Annotated in this window: 25 protein-coding genes; 16 read left to right on the top strand and 9 right to left on the bottom strand. The window is 64.0% G+C overall.

Annotated elements, in window-relative coordinates:
- The first annotated feature begins 112 nt into the window (after positions 1–112).
- Together M1P90_RS25155 and M1P90_RS25150 are read left to right on the top strand one after the other, a co-directional pair.
- Positions 113–547, top strand: coding sequence for a GNAT family N-acetyltransferase (locus M1P90_RS25155; protein WP_483698293.1), 435 nt, complete (start codon positions 113–115; stop codon positions 545–547).
- A 218-nt stretch (positions 548–765) separates the two neighbouring features.
- On the top strand, positions 766–1,848 hold the full coding sequence (locus tag M1P90_RS25150; RefSeq protein WP_483698292.1) for an ABC transporter ATP-binding protein: 1,083 nt from the start codon (positions 766–768) through the stop codon (positions 1,846–1,848).
- 245 nt (positions 1,849–2,093) lie between these two features.
- Here the strand turns inward: M1P90_RS25150 and M1P90_RS25145 are convergent, their stop codons facing one another.
- The 3 genes from M1P90_RS25145 to M1P90_RS25135 form a co-directional block, all read right to left on the bottom strand.
- Positions 2,094–2,516 (bottom strand): TIGR03667 family PPOX class F420-dependent oxidoreductase, encoded by a 423-nt coding sequence (locus tag M1P90_RS25145; protein WP_483698291.1) that lies wholly within the window; start codon positions 2,514–2,516, stop codon positions 2,094–2,096.
- Positions 2,517–2,525: 9 nt separating this feature from the next.
- Entirely contained in the window at positions 2,526–3,464 is a 939-nt protein-coding gene (locus M1P90_RS25140) for a PIG-L family deacetylase (RefSeq protein ID WP_483698290.1), read from the bottom strand.
- Between the two features lie 506 nt (positions 3,465–3,970).
- Positions 3,971–5,539 (bottom strand): acyl-CoA mutase large subunit family protein, encoded by a 1,569-nt coding sequence (locus M1P90_RS25135; protein ID WP_483698289.1) that lies wholly within the window; start codon positions 5,537–5,539, stop codon positions 3,971–3,973.
- A gap of 379 nt (positions 5,540–5,918) precedes the next feature.
- Between M1P90_RS25135 and M1P90_RS25130 the strand changes: the two genes are divergently transcribed.
- The 7 genes from M1P90_RS25130 to M1P90_RS25100 all read left to right on the top strand — a co-directional run bounded on the left by M1P90_RS25130 (position 5,919) and on the right by M1P90_RS25100 (position 9,894).
- The gene (locus M1P90_RS25130) at positions 5,919–6,290 is read left to right on the top strand and encodes a YciI family protein (protein ID WP_483698288.1); all 372 of its coding nucleotides are present in this window, start codon (positions 5,919–5,921) and stop codon (positions 6,288–6,290) included.
- Between the two features lie 140 nt (positions 6,291–6,430).
- Complete coding sequence (locus M1P90_RS25125) at positions 6,431–6,832, top strand: DoxX family protein (protein ID WP_483698287.1); 402 nt, start codon at positions 6,431–6,433, stop codon at positions 6,830–6,832.
- A 33-nt stretch (positions 6,833–6,865) separates the two neighbouring features.
- The gene (locus tag M1P90_RS25120; RefSeq protein WP_483698286.1) at positions 6,866–7,258 is read left to right on the top strand and encodes a hypothetical protein; all 393 of its coding nucleotides are present in this window, start codon (positions 6,866–6,868) and stop codon (positions 7,256–7,258) included.
- A 327-nt stretch (positions 7,259–7,585) separates the two neighbouring features.
- Positions 7,586–8,368: an alpha/beta fold hydrolase gene (locus M1P90_RS25115; RefSeq protein ID WP_483698285.1), complete on the top strand. Its 783-nt coding sequence runs from the start codon at positions 7,586–7,588 to the stop codon at positions 8,366–8,368.
- A 90-nt stretch (positions 8,369–8,458) separates the two neighbouring features.
- Positions 8,459–8,905 (top strand): YdeI/OmpD-associated family protein, encoded by a 447-nt coding sequence (locus M1P90_RS25110; RefSeq protein ID WP_483698284.1) that lies wholly within the window; start codon positions 8,459–8,461, stop codon positions 8,903–8,905.
- Between the two features lie 72 nt (positions 8,906–8,977).
- The gene (locus tag M1P90_RS25105) at positions 8,978–9,520 is read left to right on the top strand and encodes a dihydrofolate reductase family protein (RefSeq protein WP_483698283.1); all 543 of its coding nucleotides are present in this window, start codon (positions 8,978–8,980) and stop codon (positions 9,518–9,520) included.
- Positions 9,521–9,549: 29 nt separating this feature from the next.
- Entirely contained in the window at positions 9,550–9,894 is a 345-nt protein-coding gene (locus tag M1P90_RS25100) for a YciI family protein (protein WP_483698282.1), read from the top strand.
- A gap of 81 nt (positions 9,895–9,975) precedes the next feature.
- On the opposite strand, the gene M1P90_RS25095 is transcribed toward M1P90_RS25100, so the two are convergent.
- The gene (locus M1P90_RS25095) at positions 9,976–10,431 is read right to left on the bottom strand and encodes a nuclear transport factor 2 family protein (RefSeq protein ID WP_483698281.1); all 456 of its coding nucleotides are present in this window, start codon (positions 10,429–10,431) and stop codon (positions 9,976–9,978) included.
- A 275-nt stretch (positions 10,432–10,706) separates the two neighbouring features.
- Between M1P90_RS25095 and M1P90_RS25090 the strand changes: the two genes are divergently transcribed.
- Genes M1P90_RS25090 through M1P90_RS25080 form a run of 3 tightly spaced genes read left to right on the top strand, consistent with a single transcriptional unit; the run spans position 10,707 to position 11,969 of the window.
- A complete protein-coding gene (locus M1P90_RS25090; protein WP_483698280.1) occupies positions 10,707–11,051 on the top strand; it encodes an ArsR/SmtB family transcription factor in 345 nt (114 codons plus the stop codon).
- Complete coding sequence (locus M1P90_RS25085; protein ID WP_483698279.1) at positions 11,044–11,529, top strand: SRPBCC family protein; 486 nt, start codon at positions 11,044–11,046, stop codon at positions 11,527–11,529. The genes M1P90_RS25090 and M1P90_RS25085 overlap by 8 nt, the downstream gene beginning before the upstream one ends.
- Positions 11,529–11,969: a hypothetical protein gene (locus tag M1P90_RS25080; RefSeq protein ID WP_483698278.1), complete on the top strand. Its 441-nt coding sequence runs from the start codon at positions 11,529–11,531 to the stop codon at positions 11,967–11,969. The genes M1P90_RS25085 and M1P90_RS25080 overlap by 1 nt, the downstream gene beginning before the upstream one ends.
- Before the next feature lie 37 nt (positions 11,970–12,006).
- Here M1P90_RS25080 and M1P90_RS25075 read toward each other — a convergent pair whose 3' ends face one another.
- Together M1P90_RS25075 and M1P90_RS25070 are read right to left on the bottom strand one after the other, a co-directional pair.
- On the bottom strand, positions 12,007–12,345 hold the full coding sequence (locus tag M1P90_RS25075) for a DUF5615 family PIN-like protein (RefSeq protein WP_483698277.1): 339 nt from the start codon (positions 12,343–12,345) through the stop codon (positions 12,007–12,009).
- 3 nt (positions 12,346–12,348) lie between these two features.
- Entirely contained in the window at positions 12,349–12,660 is a 312-nt protein-coding gene (locus tag M1P90_RS25070) for a DUF433 domain-containing protein (protein WP_483698276.1), read from the bottom strand.
- Between the two features lie 97 nt (positions 12,661–12,757).
- On the opposite strand from M1P90_RS25070, the gene M1P90_RS25065 reads away from it, so the two are divergent.
- Positions 12,758–13,225 carry an SRPBCC family protein gene (locus M1P90_RS25065; protein ID WP_483698275.1) on the top strand — a complete coding sequence of 156 codons (468 nt, stop codon included), beginning with the start codon at positions 12,758–12,760 and terminating at the stop codon, positions 13,223–13,225.
- A gap of 218 nt (positions 13,226–13,443) precedes the next feature.
- The gene (locus M1P90_RS25060) at positions 13,444–14,088 is read left to right on the top strand and encodes a dihydrofolate reductase family protein (protein ID WP_483698274.1); all 645 of its coding nucleotides are present in this window, start codon (positions 13,444–13,446) and stop codon (positions 14,086–14,088) included.
- On the opposite strand, the gene M1P90_RS25055 is transcribed toward M1P90_RS25060, so the two are convergent.
- A complete protein-coding gene (locus tag M1P90_RS25055) occupies positions 14,085–14,687 on the bottom strand; it encodes a GNAT family N-acetyltransferase (protein ID WP_483698273.1) in 603 nt (200 codons plus the stop codon). The two genes, M1P90_RS25060 and M1P90_RS25055, sit on opposite strands and share 4 nt — an antisense overlap.
- Before the next feature lie 263 nt (positions 14,688–14,950).
- On the opposite strand from M1P90_RS25055, the gene mgrA reads away from it, so the two are divergent.
- Positions 14,951–15,949: an L-glyceraldehyde 3-phosphate reductase gene (gene mgrA / locus M1P90_RS25050; protein ID WP_483698272.1), complete on the top strand. Its 999-nt coding sequence runs from the start codon at positions 14,951–14,953 to the stop codon at positions 15,947–15,949.
- Between the two features lie 115 nt (positions 15,950–16,064).
- Positions 16,065–16,304: a hypothetical protein gene (locus M1P90_RS25045; protein ID WP_483698271.1), complete on the top strand. Its 240-nt coding sequence runs from the start codon at positions 16,065–16,067 to the stop codon at positions 16,302–16,304.
- A gap of 291 nt (positions 16,305–16,595) precedes the next feature.
- Here M1P90_RS25045 and M1P90_RS25040 read toward each other — a convergent pair whose 3' ends face one another.
- Both M1P90_RS25040 and M1P90_RS25035 read right to left on the bottom strand, forming a co-directional pair.
- Positions 16,596–17,786, bottom strand: coding sequence for a mandelate racemase/muconate lactonizing enzyme family protein (locus tag M1P90_RS25040; RefSeq protein ID WP_483698270.1), 1,191 nt, complete (start codon positions 17,784–17,786; stop codon positions 16,596–16,598).
- Positions 17,787–18,031: 245 nt separating this feature from the next.
- Positions 18,032–21,235 carry an alpha-mannosidase gene (locus tag M1P90_RS25035; RefSeq protein WP_483698269.1) on the bottom strand — a complete coding sequence of 1,068 codons (3,204 nt, stop codon included), beginning with the start codon at positions 21,233–21,235 and terminating at the stop codon, positions 18,032–18,034.
- Between the last annotated feature and the right edge of the window lie 32 nt (positions 21,236–21,267).

The following is a 21,267-nucleotide window of genomic DNA, read 5'->3' as shown; positions in this document are numbered from 1 at the left end:
CAACTGCCAACTGCCAACTGCCGACTGCCAACTGCCAACTGCCAACTGCCAACTGCCAACTGCCGACTGCCGCCTGCCGACTGCCGACTGCCAACTGCCGACTGCCGACCGCATGAACACACACACCCCGCCAGCACAACCCGTTGCCTTCGCCGTCAACTCGCCCATTGCCGCGCATGAGATCGTCGCGCTGCGCGAAGCTGTGGGCTGGGGCGCGTTGGAAGCCGACTACCCCGCCGCGCTGGCTGGCTACTGGGCCACGGTTGCGGGGCGCACGACCGGCGGCGCGCTGGTGGCGTGGTGCGCAATCATAAGCGACGGCGTGCGCCACGCGGTGCTGCTCGATGTGATGGTGCACCCGCGCTGGCATGGGCGCGGCGTTGGCCGGGCGCTGGTGGAGCGCGCCGTGGCGCACGTTGCTGCGGCGGGCATCACCATCGTCCATGTCGATTTCACGCCCGAGAACGTGGGTTTCTACGAGCGCTGCGGCTTTCAGATCGGGCTGGGCGGCATTCGCGACCTTGCGGCGGAACGTTCGCAGGTTTGAAGGTTGCAGGTTGTGCGACGACTGACAAAGGACGACCAACGACGGTGCCGTCTGTCCGTCAGGGCACGATGCATCATGCCCAAACCGCAAAGGGTTTGAAGGTTGCAGGCTGTAGTTGCAGGCCCAATCCCAAAACCCCAGACCCTGAACCTTCGCAACATTCAACATTCAAAACGTGCAACCTGCAAACTCGCTCCCTTCACCCGCTCCACAAGCTTATGAACCACACCGAACCGCCCATCCTCGACATCCGCGACGTACACAAAGCCTACGATGGCGCGCCCGCGCTGCGTGGCGTCAGCCTCGAAGTTGCGCCCGGCGCAATCGTCTGCCTGCTTGGCCCGTCGGGATGCGGCAAAACCACCCTGCTGCGCCTGGTCGCTGGGCTGGAGCAGCCCGACAGCGGCACGCTCGCGTTTGAGGGGCGCGTGCTGGGCGACACGCCAACCCACCGGCGTGGCTTCGGGCTGATGTTTCAGGACTACGCACTCTTTCCGCACCGCGACGTGGCCGGCAATGTCGCGTTTGGCCTGCGCATGCAAAACCTGCCGCCCGAGCGCATCGCCGCCCGCGTGGCCGAAATGCTCGACCTTGTGGGCCTGCGCGGCTACGAGCGCCGCCGCGTCTACGAGCTTTCCGGCGGCGAGCGCCAGCGCGTGGCCCTGGCGCGCAGCCTCGCGCCCAGCCCGCGCCTGCTGATGCTCGACGAGCCGCTGGGCGCGCTCGACCGCGCGCTGCGCGAGCGCCTGCTCGACGAGCTGCGCGACATCCTCAAGCGCGTCGGCGTCACCAGCATCTACGTCACCCACGATCAGGCCGAGGCCTTCGCCATCGCCGACTGGCTGGTGCTAATGCAGGCCGGCCAGATCGCCCAGCAAGGCCCGCCCGAAGAGGTGTACCGCCAGCCGGTCAGCGCCTTTGTGGCGCGCTTCATGGGGCATAGCAACCTGGTGGAAGGGCGGGTGCAGGGGGTGGGAGAAAAAGAAGTAATCGTCGATACCGCGCTGGGCCGCTTCATCAGCGCCGGTGCCGTGCCGGGCGTGGGGCGCGGGTCGAGCGTGCTGCTGGTGCTGCGGCCCGAGGCGGCACAGCTGGCGGGCGCGGGGTTTCAGGAAGGGCCAAACCGCATTCGCGGCACGCTGGCCGAGCGATCATTTCGCGGCAGCCACACGCGCGTGGTGGTGCAGCCCGCCGGTGGCCCGCCGCTCGCCTTCGAGCTTAGCGCCGACGCGCTGCCCGCTGTGGGCGAGCGCATTGCGCTGGTGCTGCGCCCCGAGGCGATCAGCCTGATCGGGGTTTAGGGTCTGGGGTTTAGGGTTTAGGGATTGGGTCTGCGAACGCATGAGGGTTCAGAGTCTGGGATTTTGGGATTGGGTCTACAACCTGCAACTCGCAAACATGCAACCCTTCGCGCTCTTTGCGGTATACATCTCGTCGTCCCTTGTCAGTGGTCGCTCGGCCCAATCGTCAATCGTCAATCGTCAATCGTAAATCCTTACCCTCCGTACCTCTGTGCCTCTGTGGTAAATTTTTCGTTCGTCCTCCCCTAATGTCCGCGCGCACGGAGCGGCGTGACCCACAGCGCCACCGAGTACATCTGCGCAAACTGCGCCGGCGTCCAGCCATTTCCCGCGATGTTCGGCGCATATTTCTCGACATAGGCCGGCATCTCGTCGGCGGGCGGCGTCTGCGGGCCCACCTCGGCCTTCCCCGTGATTACTATCAGGTCGCCGCCGCGCCCATTGCCGTCAAAATGCAGCGCCACGGAGGGGTTTTGGGCGATATTGCGCAGCTTGGGCATGTCGGGCTTGCTGTAGATCAGGACATTCCCTTCATACCACAGAAACCAGACCGCGCTGGGCTGCGGCGCGCCGCTGGCGTTCACCGTCGTCAGCCAGATCATGGTCTCGTCGCGCAAACGCCGCGCAACGCGTGCGCCCCACTCGGAGTTCGTGTCGATCTCAAGCATGGCTGCCTCCTATGCTGTCGTCCCTGCAAACAGGTCGCGCTCGATCGGGCCGCCATTCCAGGCCGGCACCACGCGCGTAAAGCTTTCGGAACCAAACATGCGCCGCAGGATCGGGCGCGGCACGCGCCCACCGAACGGCATTCCGCCGCCCTGGCTGCGGTGGCAGGCGCGCGCCTGGAGGTTCGCCTCCAGCTGGTCGCCGCACGCCACGGTGGTGGTAATTGGCGTCGTCTCCTCGATGATCCGCACCATATCGACGTCGTTGTTGCGCCCGAAGCGGCGCGGGTCGCGGCCAGCCAGGCGCATAGCCGTCACCGCCGTGCGCACAAAGCGCGTGCTGAAGGTCGGGTAGTAGAGCTTCTGCGGCTGCCAGGGTGCCAGCCCGGCCGCGATCTGCTCGGGGTAGCGGGCCGGGTCGCCAGCGGCGGCAAAGGCCGCGCGCGTGGCATAGTGAATATGGATATGGTCGGGGTGGCCGTAGCCGCCGTAGGGATTGAACGTCAGCACCACCTGCGGGCGCAGCGCGCGGATGAGCGCGGCAAGCTGGCCGGCCACGCGCTCCAGCGGCGCCTGGATAAAGGCGTTTGGGTGCTGGTTGTCGGCAGTGCCAGGCATACCCGAGTCGCGGAAGCCCAGGAAGTGCACCGCCGCAAGGTTCAGCGCCTGGGCGGCGCAGGTTTGCTCGGCGGTGCGCAGCTCGGCAATGTCGGCGTAGCCCTCCAGCATCGGCGCATCGACGGTGCCGCACTCGCCGCGCGTGGCGCAGGCGTAGTGCACCGCCACGCCCTCGGCGGTATAGCGCGCAATCGTGCCGCCATTGCCAAAGCTCTCGTCGTCGGGGTGCGGGTAGGCGATCAGGATGGTGCGCGGGCGCGGCGCGCGGTCGAGCCAGAGCGAGTCGATTCCGTAGGGTGCAAAGTCAAGCTCGCGGGCAGTTTCTATGCTCATGGTACGCGTTTCTGTTCAGGTCGGTGGATCGTGGTGAAGTGTACCATACTCTGTTAGGCGCTGCGCATGTCTGGACGGACTGTGCCAACCCGTTATGCTGCTTGCTCGGGCCGCAGGGCCGCCGGGGCTCGCGCCGCCCCGGCACCCGGCGTCGGGGCTTCGCCCCGAACCCCGAATTCGATGTGGTCGGCTATGACGACGTCGGGCTGTCATGCCTCCGTTACGGGCCGCGCCGGCATCTGACGATATAGCATGTGCCAGATTAATAGCTTCGATCAACACCGATTCTTTAATCGTCTGTTGCCAGCCTTTGGCACAACGGAGGCATGACCACGGGCATACCATCTATCGACCACGCTCTTTATGGGGTTCGGGGCAAGGCCCCGACGGCGGGGTTGTTAGGGGCCGGCGGCGGCCCTTAACCGCGGAGCGCGAGGGCGCGCAGCCCTCGCAGGAAGATGGAGGGCGGACACATAGGTCCGCCCACGACATGCGCAAAAATATAACTACAACCTCACCTCGGGCCGGTACTCGCCCCACACCTCCCGCAGCACCCCACACACCTCGCCCACGGTCGCAAGCTGCCCCAGCGCGGCGCGCATCGGGTACAGCACATTCTCGCTGCCCTGCGCCGCCGCCCGCAGCGCATCGAGCGCCGCGCTCACTGCCGCATTGTCGCGCTCGGCGCGCAGCCGCGCCAGCCCGGCAGCCTGCTCCTGCGCCACCGTCTCGTTTGGCGCAAAGATCGGCACGCCCGCGCTGCCCGCGTCGGCAAAGCGGTTCACGCCCACCAGCACCTGCTCGCCGCTTTCGATGCGTAGCTGGAAATCGTAGGCCGAGTCGGCAATCTGCGCCTGCACCCAGCCCTGCTCAATCGCGGGCACCGCGCCGCCCATGCCGTCGATCTGCTCGATCAGCTTCCAGGCGCGCTCCTCCACCGCGTCGGTCATGGCCTCGACCACATACGAGCCAGCCAGCGGGTCGGCGGTGGCGGCCACGCCGCTTTCGTAGCCAATGATCTGCTGGGTGCGCAGCGCCAGCGTGGCCGCCTCCTGCGTGGGCAGGCCCAGCGCCTCGTCGAAGCCGTTGGTGTGCAGGCTTTGCGTGCCGCCCAGCACGGCGGCCAGCGCCTCGATGGTGGTGCGAACGACGTTGTTGAGCGGCTGCTGCGCCGTCAGGCTCGCGCCCGAGGTTTGGGTGTGGAAGCGCAGCATCATGCTGGCGTCTTTCTTCGCGCCAAAGCGCTCCTTCATAATGCGCGCCCACATGCGCCGCGCCGCGCGGAACTTCGCCACTTCTTCCAGCAGGTTCGGGTTGCTCACAAAGAAGAACGACAAGCGCGGCGCAAACTCATCCACCGGCAGGCCGGCCCGGATCGCCGCATCCACATAGGCAATGCCGTCGGACAGCGTGAAGGCGATTTCCTGCGCGGCCGTCGCGCCAGCCTCGCGGATGTGGTAGCCGCTGATCGAGATCGTGTTCCACTTCGGGATGTGCTGCTGGCAGTAGGCGAAGGTGTCGGTGATCAGGCGCATGCTCGGGCGCGGCGGGTAGATGTAGGTGCCGCGCGCCGCGTATTCCTTCAGGATGTCGTTCTGGATGGTGCCGCCCAGCAGGTTCGAGGCAACGCCCTGGCGCTCGGCCACCAGCTCGTAGAGCAGCAGCAGCACGGCAGCCGGCGCGTTGATCGTCATCGAGGTGGTGACTTTGTCGAGTGGGATACTGTCAAACAGCACAGCCATGTCTTCCAGGCTGTCGATCGCCACGCCAACTTTGCCAATTTCACCTTCGGCGCGCGGGTCGTCGGAATCGAGCCCAAGCTGCGTCGGCAGGTCGAACGCGACCGAGAGGCCGGTCTGGCCTTTTTCCAGCAGGTAGCGGTAGCGCAGGTTGCTTTCGCGCGCCGACGCAAAACCCGCGTACTGGCGCATCGTCCACAGCCGCCCGCGATACATCGTTGGGTACACGCCGCGCGTGTAGGGGTAGTGGCCGGGGTCGGGCGGCGGTGGGCCGGCATCCTCGGCGCGGTACACGGGCTTCACCTCGATGCCGGAATCGGTGCGTATCTCGCTCATGCGGGCCTCCTGATCGACATTGTTCCGGGGAACATTTCCACACGGCGCTGATCATAGCAGAGCCAGTGGACAGCACAGTTACGATTGGGCTTTTGCAGGTGGCGAGGCGGTAACGCAGCGAGTATAGGCCGGGCGGCGGCGCGTGTCAATTGCCAGGATGCGCTACAATCTGAGCGCTCGCAAGAAAGCGGCGCATTCTGGCAAAACTCGTCGGCGCAACTGTCGAATTCGGCCGCGCTCAAGCGACTATACAGTGAATAGGAAAAAATGAAGCCGGTGGCGCGAGAACCACAAACTGCAACAAAAACGAATCGGGCAATCTGTCGAATTCGCTGAAGCCCGAACGACTAGCTGTAAAGACACAAGAAGGAGCACAGGGATGCGGTTCATGATCATTCACAACAGCAACGAAGACAACGAGGCGGGCATCCGGCCAAGCAAAGAAATGATCGCCGGTGTCGGCAAGGTGCTGGGCGAAGCCATCCAGCAGGGCATCTTCCTGGCCGGCGAAGGCGTACACGCCAGCTCCAAGGGCGCGCGCCTCACCCACGAAAACGGCAAGTTCACCGTCACCGACGGCCCCTTCGCCGAGGCAAAAGAGCTCATCGCCGGCTTCGTCATCGTCGACCTGCCCTCCAAACAAGCCGCGATCGAGTGGGCCCGGCGCTACGCCGAAGTGCTCGGCAACGTCCGCCTCGAAATCCGCCAGGTCGTCGAGGACGCCGACCTCGAAGACCCGGGCTCAGCGTAGGGGCGCGATGGCCCGGCGCATCATCGTCACCATCATCGTAAGGGCGAAGCATTCTTTCATGGCACCTCAGTGCCATGAAAGAATGCTTCGCCCCAGCCCAGCGTAAGGGCAGAGCATACTCTGCCCCAAGGAGAAACATCATGGTCACCACCGCAAACACCACCAGCTCGAAACCGATGACATGGGCTAGCTATGCGCTCAGCGGCCTCGCAATCGCCTTCCTGCTCTTCGACTCGATCATCAAGGTCGTGCAGGCCGCGCCCGCCGTGGAATCGACTGTGCAGCTCGGCTACCCGGCTGGCATCATCGTCACGCTCGGGCTGGCCGAGCTGGTGTGCCTGGCGCTGTATGCATTCCCGCGCACCGCCGTGCTTGGCGCGATCCTGCTCACCGGCTGGTTCGGCGGCGCAATGGCCACGCATGTGCGCGCTGGCTCGCCGGCCTTCTCGGTCATCTTCCCCATCCTCGTTGGCCTGATGGTGTGGGGCGGCCTGTTCCTGCGCGATGCGCGTCTGCGCGAAATCTTCCCGTTCCGCCGGTAAGGGCCAGCGCGCATGCGCAGAGAGGTGAACAGCGTGGCAAAAACAATTGCCGAGAAATTGCAGATCAAGCCGAACACAGCGGTCTGGTTTTCGCACCCCGACCGGCAGGCGCTGATTGGCCCGCTGCCCGCAGGCGCGCAGGTGGCCGAAACCCTGGCAAGCGCCGCGCTCGGCATCATCTTTGGCGACAGCGCCGCCGCCCTGCGCGAGCAGCTCGACGCGCACCGCAACGATCTCGCCACACCGGGCATCCTGTGGGTCGCCTACCCGAAGGGCAACAAAACCGACATCAACCGCGACAGTCTGTGGAAGATCGTGGCCGAGTATGGCCTGCGCCCGAACTCGCAGATCGCCATCGACGACACATGGTCGGCGCTGCGCTTCCGCGCCAACCGCGAGGGCGAAGCGCCGTTCACCATCGGGTAGGAGCGAAGCATCGCCGCAGATCATCATCGGAGGCGACGTTGTAAGGGCGAAGCATTGCTGCAGGTGTGGCTTTGTATTTGATGATTACATTTATGCAGCAATGCTTCGCCCCAACGACAACGAAATCGCAGCAATGCTTCGCCCCAGCGACGACGAAATCGCAGCAATGCTTCGACCCAGCGACAACGAAATCGCAGCAATGCTTCGCCCCAACGACAACGCCGACGCTATCGACGCCCCACCAGCAGAAGTACGGGCGCAGCAGCGTAGATTCTGCCTGCGTGAGCAAGCACTACAGGCTGCTGCGCCCCAACAGGAGACATAACCATGGAACACACCACCTCCACCGACGGCACCACGCTCGCCTACGACAAGCTCGGCAGCGGCCCGGCCGTCATCCTCGTCTGCGGCGGCTCGGTCGACCGCACGTCGAACGCCGGGCTGGCCGACGTGCTGGCATCGAACTTCACTGTCTACAACTACGACCGGCGCGGCCGCGGCGACAGCGGCGACAACGCCGAGTACGCCATACAGCGCGAGATCGACGACATTGCCGCGATGGTAGCAGCGGCTGGCGGCACCGCCTTTCTCTACGGCACCTCGTCGGGCGCGGCGCTGGCTGCCGAGGCGGCCCGCACACTTCCCGGCACGATCAGCAAGCTTGCGCTGTGGGAGCCGCCCTACATCGTCGAAGGCACGCGCCCCTTCCCGCCAGCAAACACCGCCCAGGTTTTCCGCGACTTCATAGCGCAGGGCAAGCGCGGCGAAGCTGCCGAGTATTTTATGACGGAACTGGTTGGCCTGCCGCCCGAGTTCGCCGCCTTTGCGCGCACGCAGCCCTGGTGGGCGCAGCAGGAAGCCATCGCGCACACGCTGGCCTACGACGCCGAGGTGATGGGCGACTATTCGATCCCTGCTGATCGGCTCGCCGAAATCCAGACGCCAACAATCGTGCTGGCAGGCAGCGCCAGCTTCCCGTTTATCGTGACAACCGCTGAAAAAGTGGCCGAAATCATTCCCGGCGCGCAATATCAGGTTCTGCCCGACCAGCAGCATAATGTCGACCCGAATGTGATCGGCCCGGCGCTGGCGGCTTTTTTCGGGGCCTAACGCATTTCTGCCACGAAGACACAAAGACCCCCAGGGAGCGAATTTGCCTGCACTGAGTCTTTGTGTCTTCGTGGTATTTCGGAGGCACAGATGAAATTCCGCACTACCATCGAGCTTAACGGCAAAACCGCCACCGGCATGCAAGTTCCGCCCGAAGTGGTCGAGGCCCTTGGCGCGGGCAAGCGCCCCGCCGTCAGCGTCACGCTCAATGGCTACACCTATCGCAGCACCGTTGCGCAAATGGGCGGCGTGTTTATGCTGCCGGTCAGCGCCGAGGTGCGCGCGGCGGCAGGCGTGCAGGCCGGCGACGAGGTCGAAGTGACGGTCGAGCTCGACACTGCGCCGCGCGAGGTCGAGGTTCCGCCCGATTTCCAGGCCGCACTCGACGCCGACCCCGATGCGCGGAGCGCGTTCGAGCGCCTTTCCTACAGCAACAAGCGCCAGCACACGCTCGCAATCGAAGGCGCGAAATCGGCCGAAACGCGCCAGCGCCGCATCGAAAAGGCGATCAGCACATTGCGCGAAAGCAAGAAATAACCGCACGCGATTGTCGATTTTCGTGCGCGCCGAACGACTACCTGACGAACAGGCAAACGAAAGGAGCGTTCGATGCGCAAGCTCATCCTGAAAATCCACGCCTCGCTCGAGGGCTATGTGCGCGGCCCCGACGGCGATGTGATGGACTGGGTGTTCAAAACCTACGACGACGAACTGCAACAATGGGAAGTTGCGACGCTGTGGGCGGCTGGCACGCACATCATAGGGCGCAAGCTCTACGAAGAAATGGCCACCTACTGGCCAAATTCCACCGAGCCCTTCGCCCCGCCGATGAACGAAATCCCCAAGGTCGTTTTCTCGCACACGCTCAGCGAATCCGATTGGAGTGGCACGCGCTTCGCCAGCGGCGACCTTGCCGAAGAGGTCGCGCGGCTGAAGCAGGAGCCGGGCAAGCCGATCCTGCTCCACGGCGGGCCAACCTTTATGCAGGCGCTGGCCGAGCGCGACCTGATCGACGAGTACGCTGTGATTGTTCACCCGGTTGTGCTGGCCGGTGGGCTGCCGCTGTTCGCGCAAGCCGCCGAGCTGGCGCTGCTCGAAGCGCGGCCCTTCCCTGCCGGAGCGGTTCTGCTGCGCTACGGGCGGGCAGGCTAAATCTCCACGAAGCAGCACGGAGTCATCGCATGAAATACGTGTTTCTGACCTACAGCGACGACGCGCTGCTCGATGCGCTGCCACCCGCCGAGCGCGGCGCGCTGTGCGATGCCTGCGCCGCCAACGACGCCGCGCTGCGCGCCAGCGGCCACCTGCTGGCGGCTGAGGCTTTACAAAGCGGCGCAATGGCAACCATTGTGCGCGTGCAGGGTGGCGCTGTTGAGCTTGATGCCGGCCCGCACGCGCAAAGCCGCGAGCAACTGGCAGGCCTGTTCTTTATCGAAGCGCGCGACCTCAACGCGGCGATTCAGATCGCGGCGCAAATGCCCCAGGCGCGCGGCGGCCCGATCGAGGTGCGGCCTGTGGTGGGGTGAGCTGATATTTCCCGTTTGCCACAAAGGCTCGAAGACTCGAAGGTTTTATGATCTTCGAGTCTTTGTGTCTTTGCGGCATTCTCACGGATCAACGATTGGCGCGGCGTGGGCGTGTGGGTTGCCCGCCAGCGCCAGCCGGTCGAGCGTGCGCGTGAGCATTGCCGTGTCGGTGTAGATCGACACGCGCCGCCCCCGGCCCCAGCGTATTTCCAGCACATTCACGCCCGTGTTGGTGGTGCGCACGCCGTCGGTGCCGGTATTTGTTTCCTGCCAGTCAACTGTTGCCAGCGTGCGCCACGGCGGCCCGCTCACGTCGATGCGCCGCACGGTGAAGCGAATATCGGGAAACACCAGCAGCAGCCGCTCGTACCAGCGCTGGATGGAAGCGGGCGTGCGGCGCGTGCCCGCCAGCGCGTGTTCGCCAATGAAATAGTGCTCGGCGTCGCGCGAAAATTTGCCCGTCACCGCGCCGATGCGCCCCTCGCTCAGCCCCGCAAATGCCCCGGCCAGAATACCGCGCACAATTCGCTTATACATGGGCTTCTCGCTTTCCAAACAGGCAGAATGCCCATAGTGTCGCACGCGCCCGCGCGCCGTGCATCGTCCCGCAGCGGCTTTTCTGCGCTATGCCGAAAGAACTAGCCGCCACATTTCCGAAAATTCGTGCTAAAACGCCCTTGACATATTCCCATATAAGAATATAATAAGTGCATGGATGATTTGGCTTCAATAAACGAGCTTTGTTCTGCAAGCAGGCTTCAAAAAGCTAAAACCATACTGTCTTCTGACACCTGACGGCTGAATATTGCGCTATGGCACGACTCGCAACCACAACCGATGTCTTCAACGCCGTGGCCGAGCCGGGGCGGCGCGCAATTGTGAACCTGCTGGCCGATGGCGAGCGCTCGGTGAACGAGATCGTCGAGGCGCTGGGCATGAAGCAGCCGCAGGTTTCCAAGCACCTGCGCGTGCTCAAGGAAGTGGGGCTGGTGAGCGTGCGCGGCGCCGGCCAGCAGCGCCTCTATCGCCTGAACGGCCAGAACCTCAAGCCGCTCTACGATTGGGTCAAGCCTTTCGAGCGCATGTGGAGCGAGCGCTTCGACCGGCTGGCCGATTACCTCGAAACGATGAAACAGCAGGAGGGCAACGATGGATAAACCCACCCACATCGCCGTCGCGCCAGATGAGCCAACCGTCGTGATCACGCGCACCTTCGGCGCCCCGCGCGCGCTGGTGTGGCGCGCCTGGACCGAGCCCGAGCATGTGCGCCACTGGTACGGCCCGAGCTACCTGACATTCACCACCTGCGAGATCGATCTGCGGCCCGGTGGGCGCTGGCGCTATGTGCTGCGCGCGCCCGATGGCAGCGAGCACGGCTTTGGCGGCGAATATCGCGAGATCGTGCCACCCGAGCGGCTGGTGTATACCGAGGGCTACGAAGGCATGCCCGGCCACGAATACCTCGTCACGCTCACGTTCGTGGAGCAGGACGGCACCACAACGCTGACGAGCCACGGCGCGTATCAATCGTTTGAAGATCGCGACGGCCATGTTGCCTCGGGCATGGAAGGCGGCATGCGCGAAACGATGGATCGACTGGAAGCGCATTTGAATGCAATGGAAGGAGCACACTAATGACGAGCTATGAGCACACAAGCGCGGCACCCGCCGCCGACATGCAGGCGCTGAATCGGCTGATCGGCACATGGAACGTTTCGGGCGAGGCGGTGGGCCAGGTGCGCTACGAGTGGCTGCCGGGCGGTTTCTTCCTGCTCCAGCACGTCGATATCGACCACGGCGGCAACCACATTCAGGGCCTCAAAGTGATCGGCCACGAGCGCGCATTCGGCTCCGAAGCTCCGAGCGAAGATGTCAAGTCGCGGTTCTACGCCAGCAATGGAGACACGCTGGACTATGTTTACGAGCTTGAGGGCGATACCCTGACGATCTGGGGCGGCCAGCGCGGTTCGCCAGCTTACTATCGCGGCACATTCAGCGCCGACGGCACCGCCGTGAGCGGCGGGTGGGTTTGGCCGGGCGGGGGCTACACGGCAAATATGGTACGTGCCGAATAAGGCAGTGCGAAGGCGTTTTCCTGAGGTGAGGCTGGATCTACCCTGGGCGATTAATGCGGAGTAGCCGGCTGCGAATGTGGGGCTCCGCAATTATTGCTTCGTGAATACGCCGAGCCAGGGCGTCGTAGTCAAGGTCGAACGAGCAGACCACAATGCCATAATGTTCGGGATGCTGATTGTGGAGCCGAATGAAGTGCTTACGATTGAGCGTTACTACAATGCGCTGATATTGCACGGCAAACGCCAGCACTTCATCGTCAGGAATTGCTTTGCCGGCATTACCCGCTTCCGAGGTAGTCAGCACATCATGCCCAAGCACGCGAAGCGCGGCGACAACCCGCAGAGGTAAATTTTCGTTCGCGTAGATCAGCGCCATACCTTACGCAGCTTCGTTTTCAACAATCTGCTGCTCAATTTCGTCGCGATGGGCGCGAGCATATGCCCAGGCGTTTGCCAGATCCTCAGCACGTAAGCTGGGGTAGTTGCGAAGAAGATCGGCTTCGGATGCGCCAAGCTGCCGCGCCTGCACAAGCACCCACACGGGAATGCGCGTGCGAACAATGCAAGGCTCGCCCCCATTGACGTCTGGCAGGCTCTCGATGCCGGGAAACGCATCGCCTAAATCGCGCACAACCCATTGCAGCAACTGCGCTTTTTCCGCACGGCTCAGTTCGCCAAGCAGCTGTTCCATCTCATTAAGAACACTCATACGGCACCTCATAACGCCGTTTTGGCGCACGAGTATTGTACCACTGCAAAGCTGCCTACAGGGAAACGGGAGAAATCATATGGCAGATCAGACTTCTGAAGCCGACCGCGAACTCATCATGGAGCGCGATTTCGATGCGCCGCGCGCGCTGGTGTGGCGGGCATGGACCGAGCCCGAGCACCTTCCGCACTGGTGGGGGCCGCGCGACTTCACCATTACCACGCTCGCAATCGATGTGCGGCCGGGCGGTATGTGGCGCTACCTGATGCACGCGCCCGACGGCACTGACTACGACAATCGCATCACCTTCCGCGAATTCACCCCACCCGAGCGTATCGTGTACCTGCACGGCACGGACAAGGACGACGATCCCGAGCAGTTTGTGGTGACGGTCACGTTCAGCGAGCGGGACAGCAAAACCCACCTGACCATGCGCGTTCTTTTCCCCACCGTGGCGCAGCGCGAGGCCAACCAGGCGTTTGGCGCGGTCGAGATCGGCTACCAGACGCTGGCACACCTCGCCGAACATCTCGCAACCATGGCGTAGAAGTTTGAACCGCAAAGGACGCAGTAATTTTGAACCGCAGAGGACGCAAAGGCCGCAAAGATTATAAATTAAGAGATTTTGCTCTCTCTCTGCGTTCTTTGCGGTTGTATTCTTACGGTTGAACCGCAAAGGAAGCAAAGGCCGCAAATATCACAAGAAACTTTGCGTTCTCTGCGCTCTTTGCGGTTATAAAAGCGGTTATACAAAAGGAAATCACAATGGCAAGAGTAGTAGTGCGCAACCTCGCGATCTCGCTCGACGGCTACGTGGCCGGGCCAAACCAGAGCCTCGACGCGCCAATTGGCGAGCACGGCCATGATCTGCACGATTGGGTCTTTGCGACGCGTTCCTGGCACGAGCGGGTTGGCGAAACCGGTGGCAGCGCAGGCCTCGACAACGACTTCCTGCTGGCGAGCGATGTGGGCGTGGGCGCGACGATCATGGGGCGCAATATGTTTGGGCCGCAGCGCGGCGCGTGGCCCGACGACGGATGGCAGGGCTGGTGGGGCGACGAGCCACCCTACCACCACGCGACTTTTGTGCTCACGCACTATCCGCGCCCGTCGATGCCAATGCAGGGCGGCACGACCTTCCATTTCGTGGATGACGGGATCGAAGCAGTGCTTGGGCGCGCAATGGAGGCGGCTGGCGGCCAGGATGTCAAGATTGCGGGCGGGGCGTCCACGGTTCGCCAGTATCTCGCGGCGGGCCTGATCGACGAGCTGCACCTCGCGATTGCGCCGGTTCTGCTTGGCACGGGCGAACGCCTCTTTGGCGACCTGGCGCACCTGCCCGAGCACTACCATGTCGTTGAGCACATCTGCTCGCCAGCGGTGATGCATGTGCGCATTGCGCGGCGTTAATTTTCCGCTGCGTAGAATAAAATCTCTTCGTCGTCGGCATCTGTGAAGGGCAGGCCCTGCGCCATTGGGTTTGCGTAGGCCCGCCCTTCCGGTCCGCGTGGCACTTCAAGCCACACGCCCGCAGCATTCGTAACCGTGAGGCCGATCATCTGGAAGCCCGCCGCGCAAATGCCACGCCGCGACGCAGTGTTCTCGCCCAGGTGCCCGATCCAGAAGCTCCGAGCCTCGGCTTCCTGCTCGAAAATTGCCTGGAGCAGGCGCGGGTACACGCCACGGCCGCGCCACGCCGGCAGGGTTGCGAAGTCCCACAGGCCGCACTCGCCCGGCTCCAGATCCCAGTGCAGCCCGGCGTCGAGCACGCCAAACGCCACCGTTGCCGCCCAGCCGTAGGCCACCGGTTCATCGCCCAGCCACGCCACGTAGGGATGGTTTGCGCCAGCTACACGCTGGGCCATCTCGTCGTCGCCCAGGCCATGCAGCCGCGCCAGCAGCGCAAGGTCGGCGCAGGGCGCGGCGCGAAACCCGGCCAGTGGCGCCAGCGCGGGCAACGGGTCGCCGCGCCACCAGGTGTAGTGGCAGGCGAGTTCGCGGTACAGCATGGGCGGCTCCTTTTCCAACGCAAAACTCTACGTCTTTACCACCAAGACACCAAGACACCAAGGATCAGGTTAAACGAAGCTAGCTAATAAAGCGATTCAAATAGAATCTTGGTGCCTTCGTGCCTTGGTGGTTGAATGCGCGCAAAAGATCGTGCTGCTAGTAAGACGCCCCAACGCGCCCGGTGGTCGCGCCGCGCGCCCTGCCGCCGCAAGCGTGGTACAATCGCCGCACCTGTTTCCACCTGATACAAAGCGAGGCCAGAATGTACACGCCAGCGGACAACCGCTACGAAACTATGCAATACCGCCGCTGCGGCCGGAGCGGGCTGCGTCTGCCCGCCATTTCGCTCGGGCTATGGCACAATTTTGGCGGCGTCGACCGGCTGGAGAATGCGCGCGCCATGCTGCGCCGCGCCTTCGACCTGGGCATCACGCACTTCGACCTGGCGAACAACTATGGCCCGCCAGCCGGATCGGCCGAAGAAACGTTTGGGCAGATTATGGCACAGGATCTGCGGCCGTGGCGCGACGAAATGATTATTTCGAGCAAGGCTGGCTACTACATGTGGCCCGGGCCGTATGGCGAGTGGGGCTCGCGCAAATACCTGATTTCCAGCCTCGACCAGAGCCTGCGCCGTATGAAGCTCGATTATGTCGACATTTTCTACCACCACCGGCCCGACCCCGACACGCCGCTGGAAGAAACCATGGGCGCGCTCGACCAGATCGTGCGCAGCGGCAAGGCGCTGTACGCGGGCATCTCGAACTACCGCCCGGAAGAAACGCGCCGCGCCGCCAAGATCCTGCGCGATCTCGGCACGCCCTGCCTGATCCACCAGCCCAGCTACAGCATGTTCAACCGCTGGGTTGAGGATGGCCTGATCGACACGCTGAATGACGAAGGCATTGGTGGGATCGTGTTTTCGCCGCTGGCGCAGGGCCTGCTGACCGACAAATACCTGGGTGGCATTCCGGAAGGCTCGCGCGCCTCCAAGGCGCATGGCTTCCTGCGCCCCGAGCATGTCACCGACGAAAAGCTCGCCAAGGTCGAAAAGCTCAACGCGCTGGCGCAGGGCCGCGGCCAGACACTGGCGCAACTCGCGCTGGCGTGGGTACTGCGCCACACGGCCGTCACCTCGGCGCTGATTGGCGCAAGCCGGCCCGAGCAGATCGACGACGCGGTGGGCACGGTTGCCAACCTCGCGCTCAGCGCCGACGAGCTGGCGCAGATCGAGCGCATTCTGGCGGGCGAAGCTGCGTAGCCATGTGTTCACGGCGCGTGCAGAAAGCGTATCGCGCCGCCGCCCCTGGCGCGCTATAGTGAAATGGCCAGCCGTTGGCGCAATTGCGGCAGCATGAGTCACAAGGAGGTGCAGCATGCAACGCGAACCAACTGCCACCCCGGTTCCCTTTGAGCCGGGCCAGCTCGAACGCGCCTACATCGAGCAGTATTTGCACAGCCAGGGCACCAGCCTGGCGGCGCTCACCACGCTGCCGCCCGCGCAGGCCGAAATGCTGATGCGCGCCGCCTCGCTCTACGCCTCGACACGCCTGGCCGAGGTCGAGACGCGCTCGCATCTGGTGGAGGATATGCATGGCGGCAAGCCGCCTGTGTAAGGCCGAGCGCTACGCTTCAAATAACAGGGCTTACGCGGTGACCCGCGTGACGTGGCCGTTAGCCTGCGGCAGCAAGGTAATTACCTGATTTTGTGTGCCAATTTTGGCGCTCCGCGCCAAAATTGGCACACCTTAATCGTAAAGTACCGCTCTGCCGAAGGCTAAAACGCCGACCACGCAAGCTTATCAAATAAGAGCCTCAAGAAATATACCACCAAGACACCAAGGTTTTCAGGATGCTTAAAAATCTTGGTGTCTTGGTGCCTTGGTGGTTATTTAAACAATATTCGGTTACGCGAAAAAGTCGGCGTCGTCTTCGGCCAGGTAGGGGCGCGTCGCTTCTTCGTTCAGGTCAACGCCCAGGCCTGGCGTGTCCCAAACCTCGATAAAGCCATCTTTCACGATTGGGTCGGGCAGACCGGTCACGATGTCGGCCATCCAGGCTGGCCGCGCAATCGGGCACTCGAAGGCGATGAAGTTGTGGGGCATCGCCGCGCTCACGTGCACCAGCCCGGCCAGGCCAATCAGCCCGTCGAACACGCCGTGTGGCGCCATCATGATGCCGTGCAGGTCGGCATACTCCGCGATCCACTTCAGCTCGGCCAGCCCGCCTACGTCGGCCGGGTCGGGGCCGACGACATTGACGGCGTGCTTCTCAATCAGCTCCTTGAAGTTCTGGCGCAGGTACAGCTGCTCGCCGGTGTGGATGGGCGTGGGGCTGCTGCGCGTCACCTCGCGGTAGACATCGGCCAGCGCATAGGGCGTGTAGTCGCCGGTGATCAGGTCTTCGAGCCAGAGGATGTGGTATGGCTCCAGCGCGCGCCCGAGCCTAATCGCGTCGGTGACGGTCCAGCCTGGCCCGCAGTCGAGCGCCAGCCCGATCTCGTCGCCCAGCACTTCCTTCATCGCCGCCACGCACTCCACCACATGGTTCAGCCCGCGCTCGGTCATCAGGCCGCGATTCGGGTGCGGCGGGCCAGTCACTACGTCGCCATAGAAGAAGTTCGGCACCTTGCTCGGCATGGGGCTGTGGAAGCCAATCGCCTGCTTGATGATCGTGAAGCCCTGCGGCGCGGCCTTCATTTTGGCGACGTCGTTCGCGTAATCCTCGGGCGTGTGCCCCGGCATCTCGAAGCGCACTCCCCCATTGTAGATCCGCACGCGGTCGCGCACTTTGCCGCCCAGCAGCTTGTACACCGGGATGCCGGCCGCCTTGCCCGCAATGTCCCACAGCGCCATCTCGATCGCGCTTACCGCCGCGCCCCAGGGCTTGAAGCTACCCATGCGGCGAATCTTCTGCATTACGCGCTCGACGTTGGTCGGGTCTTCGCCGAGGATGTAATTTTTGTAGAACATGACGTGCGGCTTGAGGTAGGGCTTGAACGACTCCGCCTGGCCCAGGCCGTAGATGCCTTCGTCGGTTGTGATGCGCACAATCGGGTTGTTGCCAATGATTGCGCATTTCAGGTCGGTAATTTTCATGGTCGCTCCGCTAGGTTACACCACCAACTCACCAGTGCCTGGAATTTTGCCTGCCCTTCGGCAAGCTCAGGAAGTTCGGCAGCAAGGTACCTTTGATTATTTTTGTGTACGTTTTCCGCGCTACGCGCGGAAAACGTACACAAAGAAAGTAGGCACTGCTCTGCCGAAAGCCAAGCTCGCTCACTGAGCAGATGCTGAGCATGCAAAATCTTGGTGCCTTGGTGTCTTCGTGGTTAAAAACTCCGTCAGGCAAGCTGCACGCGCAGCGTCTTGATCTCGAACGGGCGCACGCTGAAGCGCACTTCGTTGCCCTCCACCTCGACCGGGCCAACTTCGCGTTCCATCAGGTCGGTTTCGGTGGCGCTGGCGACCGCCCGCCCAAAGCGCAGCACCGCTGGCCCGCGCTGGTTGTGCGCTTCGTACAGCCGCACGATCAGGCCGTTGCCGTCGTCGGCGGCCTTGACCGTCTCGACTACGATGTTGTCGGTTGGGGTGCTGAGGAACGACTCGGCGGCGCTGACTGTGCCCGCAACCGCGCGCAGCGGCGCGTTCAGCTCGTAGGCGCGGCGTGTCACCTGAGCTGCGCGCCAGTCGCCCTGGTGCGGCAGCAGGCTGTAGGTGAAGCGATGCTGCCCAACATCGGCGTTGGCGTCGGGGAAGATTGCGCCCTTGAGCAGCGAAATGCCCAGCGTGTTGTGCAGCAGGCTATGGCCGTACTTGCCGTCGTTCAGCAGCGCCACGCCATAATCGCCCTCGCCCAGGTCAACCCAGCGCTGGGCACAAACCTCGAAGCGCGCCCAGTCCCAGCTGGTGTTGCGGTGCGTGGGTCGCTCCACCGCGCCAAACTGAATTTCGCAGGTGGCGCGCGTGGCGTTGATGTCGAGCGGGAACAGGGCGCGCAGCAGCGTCTGGCGCTCGTGCCAGTCGACCTCGGTGACAAAGTCGATGCGCCGCGAGTCGCGCCACATGCGGATGTGCTGCGTGATCGTGCTCGCGCCCAGCCGCCGCGTGATGCTGATGGCGGCGCGCAGCGGGCCTTCTTCGCTCACCCGCCAGTCGGTGATCTCGCGCACAGCGTAGGGTTTTTCTTCGTAGAAAATATCGATGTCCCAGGCGTCCCACTTCATTGGCCGGTCTTCGTAGGCGACCAGCTGGTTGGCTGGTGCGCCCGCCACAAGCAGCTCGCGGCCCGCGATTTTGTCGTACAGGCGCGCAATCTCGCCGTTTTCATCCAGCTCCAGGCGTAGCTCGGCATTCTCCAGCGAGGTTTTGCTCACCATCAGCATGGCTTCGTGAACGCGCTCGGTGCCGGCGAGTGGCGCGTAGCCATAGGATGGCACCGTTGCCTCCATCAGCAGCGCGCGCGTGCCGTCGCTGTTGTCCACCGTTTGCGCGCCTTCCGGCACGGCCGCGCCCTCCGCGAGCGGCAGCAGCACCGGCTCGCTGCGCGACCACGGCAGGCTGTTCAGAACGACGGTAGAACCAGGAACCGAGAACTGAGAACTGCTTGCTTCGTCGCCTGGTTCCTGGTTCAAACCAAGAATGCTGCGAGTCGCTTCTTCTCGCACTTCCTGCCCAATGCGCTGCACTTCGGCGTGGTCGGCGTTGTTGTCGGCATACACCTGCCAGATGCTGCTGCCCGGCAGGATGTCGTGGAACTGGTTGAGCAGGATCGTGCGCCACGCTGCGTCGAGCATGGGCTGCTGGCTGTCCGCGCCATTGCTCAGCGCCCAGGCGTTCAGCCACTCGGCCTCGCGGAACAGCAGCTCGGCCTGGCGGTTGTTGTGCTTGGCGCGCGCCTGGCTGGTGTAGGTGCCGCGATGATATTCGAGGTACAGCTCGCCCGACCACGTCGGCAGGCGCGGGTCGTCCCACACGCGCTCGTACAGCCGCTCGAAAAAGCCCTCGACGCGCCCCAGCTCGATGCGTGGGAAGCCCGGCAGCGCATCGAGCGCGCCCGCCGCCTCCAGCATCTCTTCGGTCGGCCCGCCGCCGCCGTCGCCCCAGCCGAAGCTATACAGCAGCTCGTGGTTGATCGGCTTCTGGCGGTAGTGGTTCCACAAGCCAAACGACTCCGCGCCTGACATGCGCCCGTTGTAGGTGTAGTACTGCGCGTCGGCGGGCGGCCTGACCGGGTCGGGCGAGGCCGTGATGAAGTGCGTCAGCACCGCGCTGCCGTCGATGCCGCGCCAGCGGAAGGTGTCGTTGGGCATGCGGTTGAACTGATTCCAGCTAATTTTGGTCGTCATGAAGCAGGCGATCCCCACGCCGCGCATGATCTGCGGCAGCGCGGCCGAGTAGCCAAACACGTCGGGCAGCCACACAATCTCGCTGGTGCGCCCAAACTCTTCGGTGAAGAAGCGCGCGCCCTGCACCAGCTGCCGCACCAGCGACTCGCCGCCCGTGACGTTGCAGTCGGGTTCGAGCCACATCATGCCCACCGGCTCGAAGCGCCCCTCGGCAATGCGCTCCTTCATGCGGGCGTAGAGCGCGGGGTCGTCTTCTTTCAGGTAAGAATACACCTGCGGCTGCGACATGCTGAAGTGGTAATTCGGGTAGCGCTCCATCAGGTGCAGCGCGTTCGCCACCGTGTGCGCGACCTTCTGGCGCGTGCGCCACAGCGGCCACAGCCAGGCCACGTCGAGGTGGGCGTGGCCGGTGGCGATGACGGTTGGCATGGTTGAAGGGTGCGAAGCGGCTCCGCCAACTTGCGAACCGGCCAACGTGCCAACCTGCAACTCATCCCAGGCTGCCTGCGCCGATGCGGCGAATTGCGGGCTTGCCCAGCCTGCGCGCAGGTCGAGCGTGTTGTAGGCGCGGTTGAGGCGCGTGAGCAGATCGTGCCCGGCGAGCTCGCTGTCGCGGAAGGTGGGCGCGGCTTCGAGCATGGCGCGCATGGTCTGGCCCAGGCGAAAGATCGTTTCGTCGCGCAGCACGAGGCTCAGGCCGCCAAAAGGCTGCGGGTAGGGCGTGTAGCAGCGGATGATCAGCTCATGGGTGCCCTCGTGGGCGGCGGGCGACAGCAGGATCGTGCGGTGGTAGGTGTCGAGCCCGGAAAGCACCGCGCCGTCGAGGTATGCGATCGCCTCCAGGCTGGCCTGGTCGCGCCCTTCCCAGCCGAGCGCGAGGTGCACCGACTGGCCGCGCCATGCCTCGGGCACGCTGAAACTGGCGCGCAGCCAGTGGTTGCCGCCGCCGCTGGCCGGGATGCCCCAGCCAATTTCTTCGCGCGGGGCGTTGAGGTCGCCGCCGGGCGGGCCGCCCCACAGCTCGCGCAGGGCCAGCGGGTGCCAGGCCGGGTCGTCGGCGGCGGGCGGCGGGGCCATAGCACTTTGCGCCACCGGGCCGGGCGCGACGGCGGTGGCAACCCCGTCGATGGGGCTGCGGTCGCGCACGGCGGCGGCGATGATCTCGGGGATGCGGGCGGAAAGCTTCTCGATCGTGAACATGAGCCGGTCCTCCTGTCTATGCTCGGCGCGGG

It is taken from the genome of Kouleothrix sp. 19917, from assembly GCF_057073505.1.
Note: the sequence above shows the minus strand (reverse complement) of the source record. Positions and strands in the feature narration are given on the sequence as shown.

Coding starts and splice junctions, on each gene's coding strand:
- M1P90_RS25095 (WP_483698281.1), bottom strand. CDS start 10,431: ATGTATAAGCGAATTGTGCGCGGTATTCTGGCCGGGGCATTTGCGGGG.
- M1P90_RS25045 (WP_483698271.1), top strand. CDS start 16,065: ATGCAACGCGAACCAACTGCCACCCCGGTTCCCTTTGAGCCGGGCCAG.
- M1P90_RS25040 (WP_483698270.1), bottom strand. CDS start 17,786: ATGAAAATTACCGACCTGAAATGCGCAATCATTGGCAACAACCCGATT.
- M1P90_RS25150 (WP_483698292.1), top strand. CDS start 766: ATGAACCACACCGAACCGCCCATCCTCGACATCCGCGACGTACACAAA.
- M1P90_RS25055 (WP_483698273.1), bottom strand. CDS start 14,687: ATGCTGTACCGCGAACTCGCCTGCCACTACACCTGGTGGCGCGGCGAC.
- M1P90_RS25035 (WP_483698269.1), bottom strand. CDS start 21,235: ATGTTCACGATCGAGAAGCTTTCCGCCCGCATCCCCGAGATCATCGCC.
- M1P90_RS25155 (WP_483698293.1), top strand. CDS start 113: ATGAACACACACACCCCGCCAGCACAACCCGTTGCCTTCGCCGTCAAC.
- M1P90_RS25115 (WP_483698285.1), top strand. CDS start 7,586: ATGGAACACACCACCTCCACCGACGGCACCACGCTCGCCTACGACAAG.
- M1P90_RS25140 (WP_483698290.1), bottom strand. CDS start 3,464: ATGAGCATAGAAACTGCCCGCGAGCTTGACTTTGCACCCTACGGAATC.
- mgrA (WP_483698272.1), top strand. CDS start 14,951: ATGTACACGCCAGCGGACAACCGCTACGAAACTATGCAATACCGCCGC.
- M1P90_RS25135 (WP_483698289.1), bottom strand. CDS start 5,539: ATGAGCGAGATACGCACCGATTCCGGCATCGAGGTGAAGCCCGTGTAC.
- M1P90_RS25080 (WP_483698278.1), top strand. CDS start 11,529: ATGACGAGCTATGAGCACACAAGCGCGGCACCCGCCGCCGACATGCAG.
- M1P90_RS25075 (WP_483698277.1), bottom strand. CDS start 12,345: ATGGCGCTGATCTACGCGAACGAAAATTTACCTCTGCGGGTTGTCGCC.
- M1P90_RS25145 (WP_483698291.1), bottom strand. CDS start 2,516: ATGCTTGAGATCGACACGAACTCCGAGTGGGGCGCACGCGTTGCGCGG.
- M1P90_RS25090 (WP_483698280.1), top strand. CDS start 10,707: ATGGCACGACTCGCAACCACAACCGATGTCTTCAACGCCGTGGCCGAG.
- M1P90_RS25105 (WP_483698283.1), top strand. CDS start 8,978: ATGCGCAAGCTCATCCTGAAAATCCACGCCTCGCTCGAGGGCTATGTG.
- M1P90_RS25130 (WP_483698288.1), top strand. CDS start 5,919: ATGCGGTTCATGATCATTCACAACAGCAACGAAGACAACGAGGCGGGC.
- M1P90_RS25065 (WP_483698275.1), top strand. CDS start 12,758: ATGGCAGATCAGACTTCTGAAGCCGACCGCGAACTCATCATGGAGCGC.
- M1P90_RS25110 (WP_483698284.1), top strand. CDS start 8,459: ATGAAATTCCGCACTACCATCGAGCTTAACGGCAAAACCGCCACCGGC.
- M1P90_RS25085 (WP_483698279.1), top strand. CDS start 11,044: ATGGATAAACCCACCCACATCGCCGTCGCGCCAGATGAGCCAACCGTC.
- M1P90_RS25100 (WP_483698282.1), top strand. CDS start 9,550: ATGAAATACGTGTTTCTGACCTACAGCGACGACGCGCTGCTCGATGCG.
- M1P90_RS25060 (WP_483698274.1), top strand. CDS start 13,444: ATGGCAAGAGTAGTAGTGCGCAACCTCGCGATCTCGCTCGACGGCTAC.
- M1P90_RS25125 (WP_483698287.1), top strand. CDS start 6,431: ATGGTCACCACCGCAAACACCACCAGCTCGAAACCGATGACATGGGCT.
- M1P90_RS25070 (WP_483698276.1), bottom strand. CDS start 12,660: ATGGAACAGCTGCTTGGCGAACTGAGCCGTGCGGAAAAAGCGCAGTTG.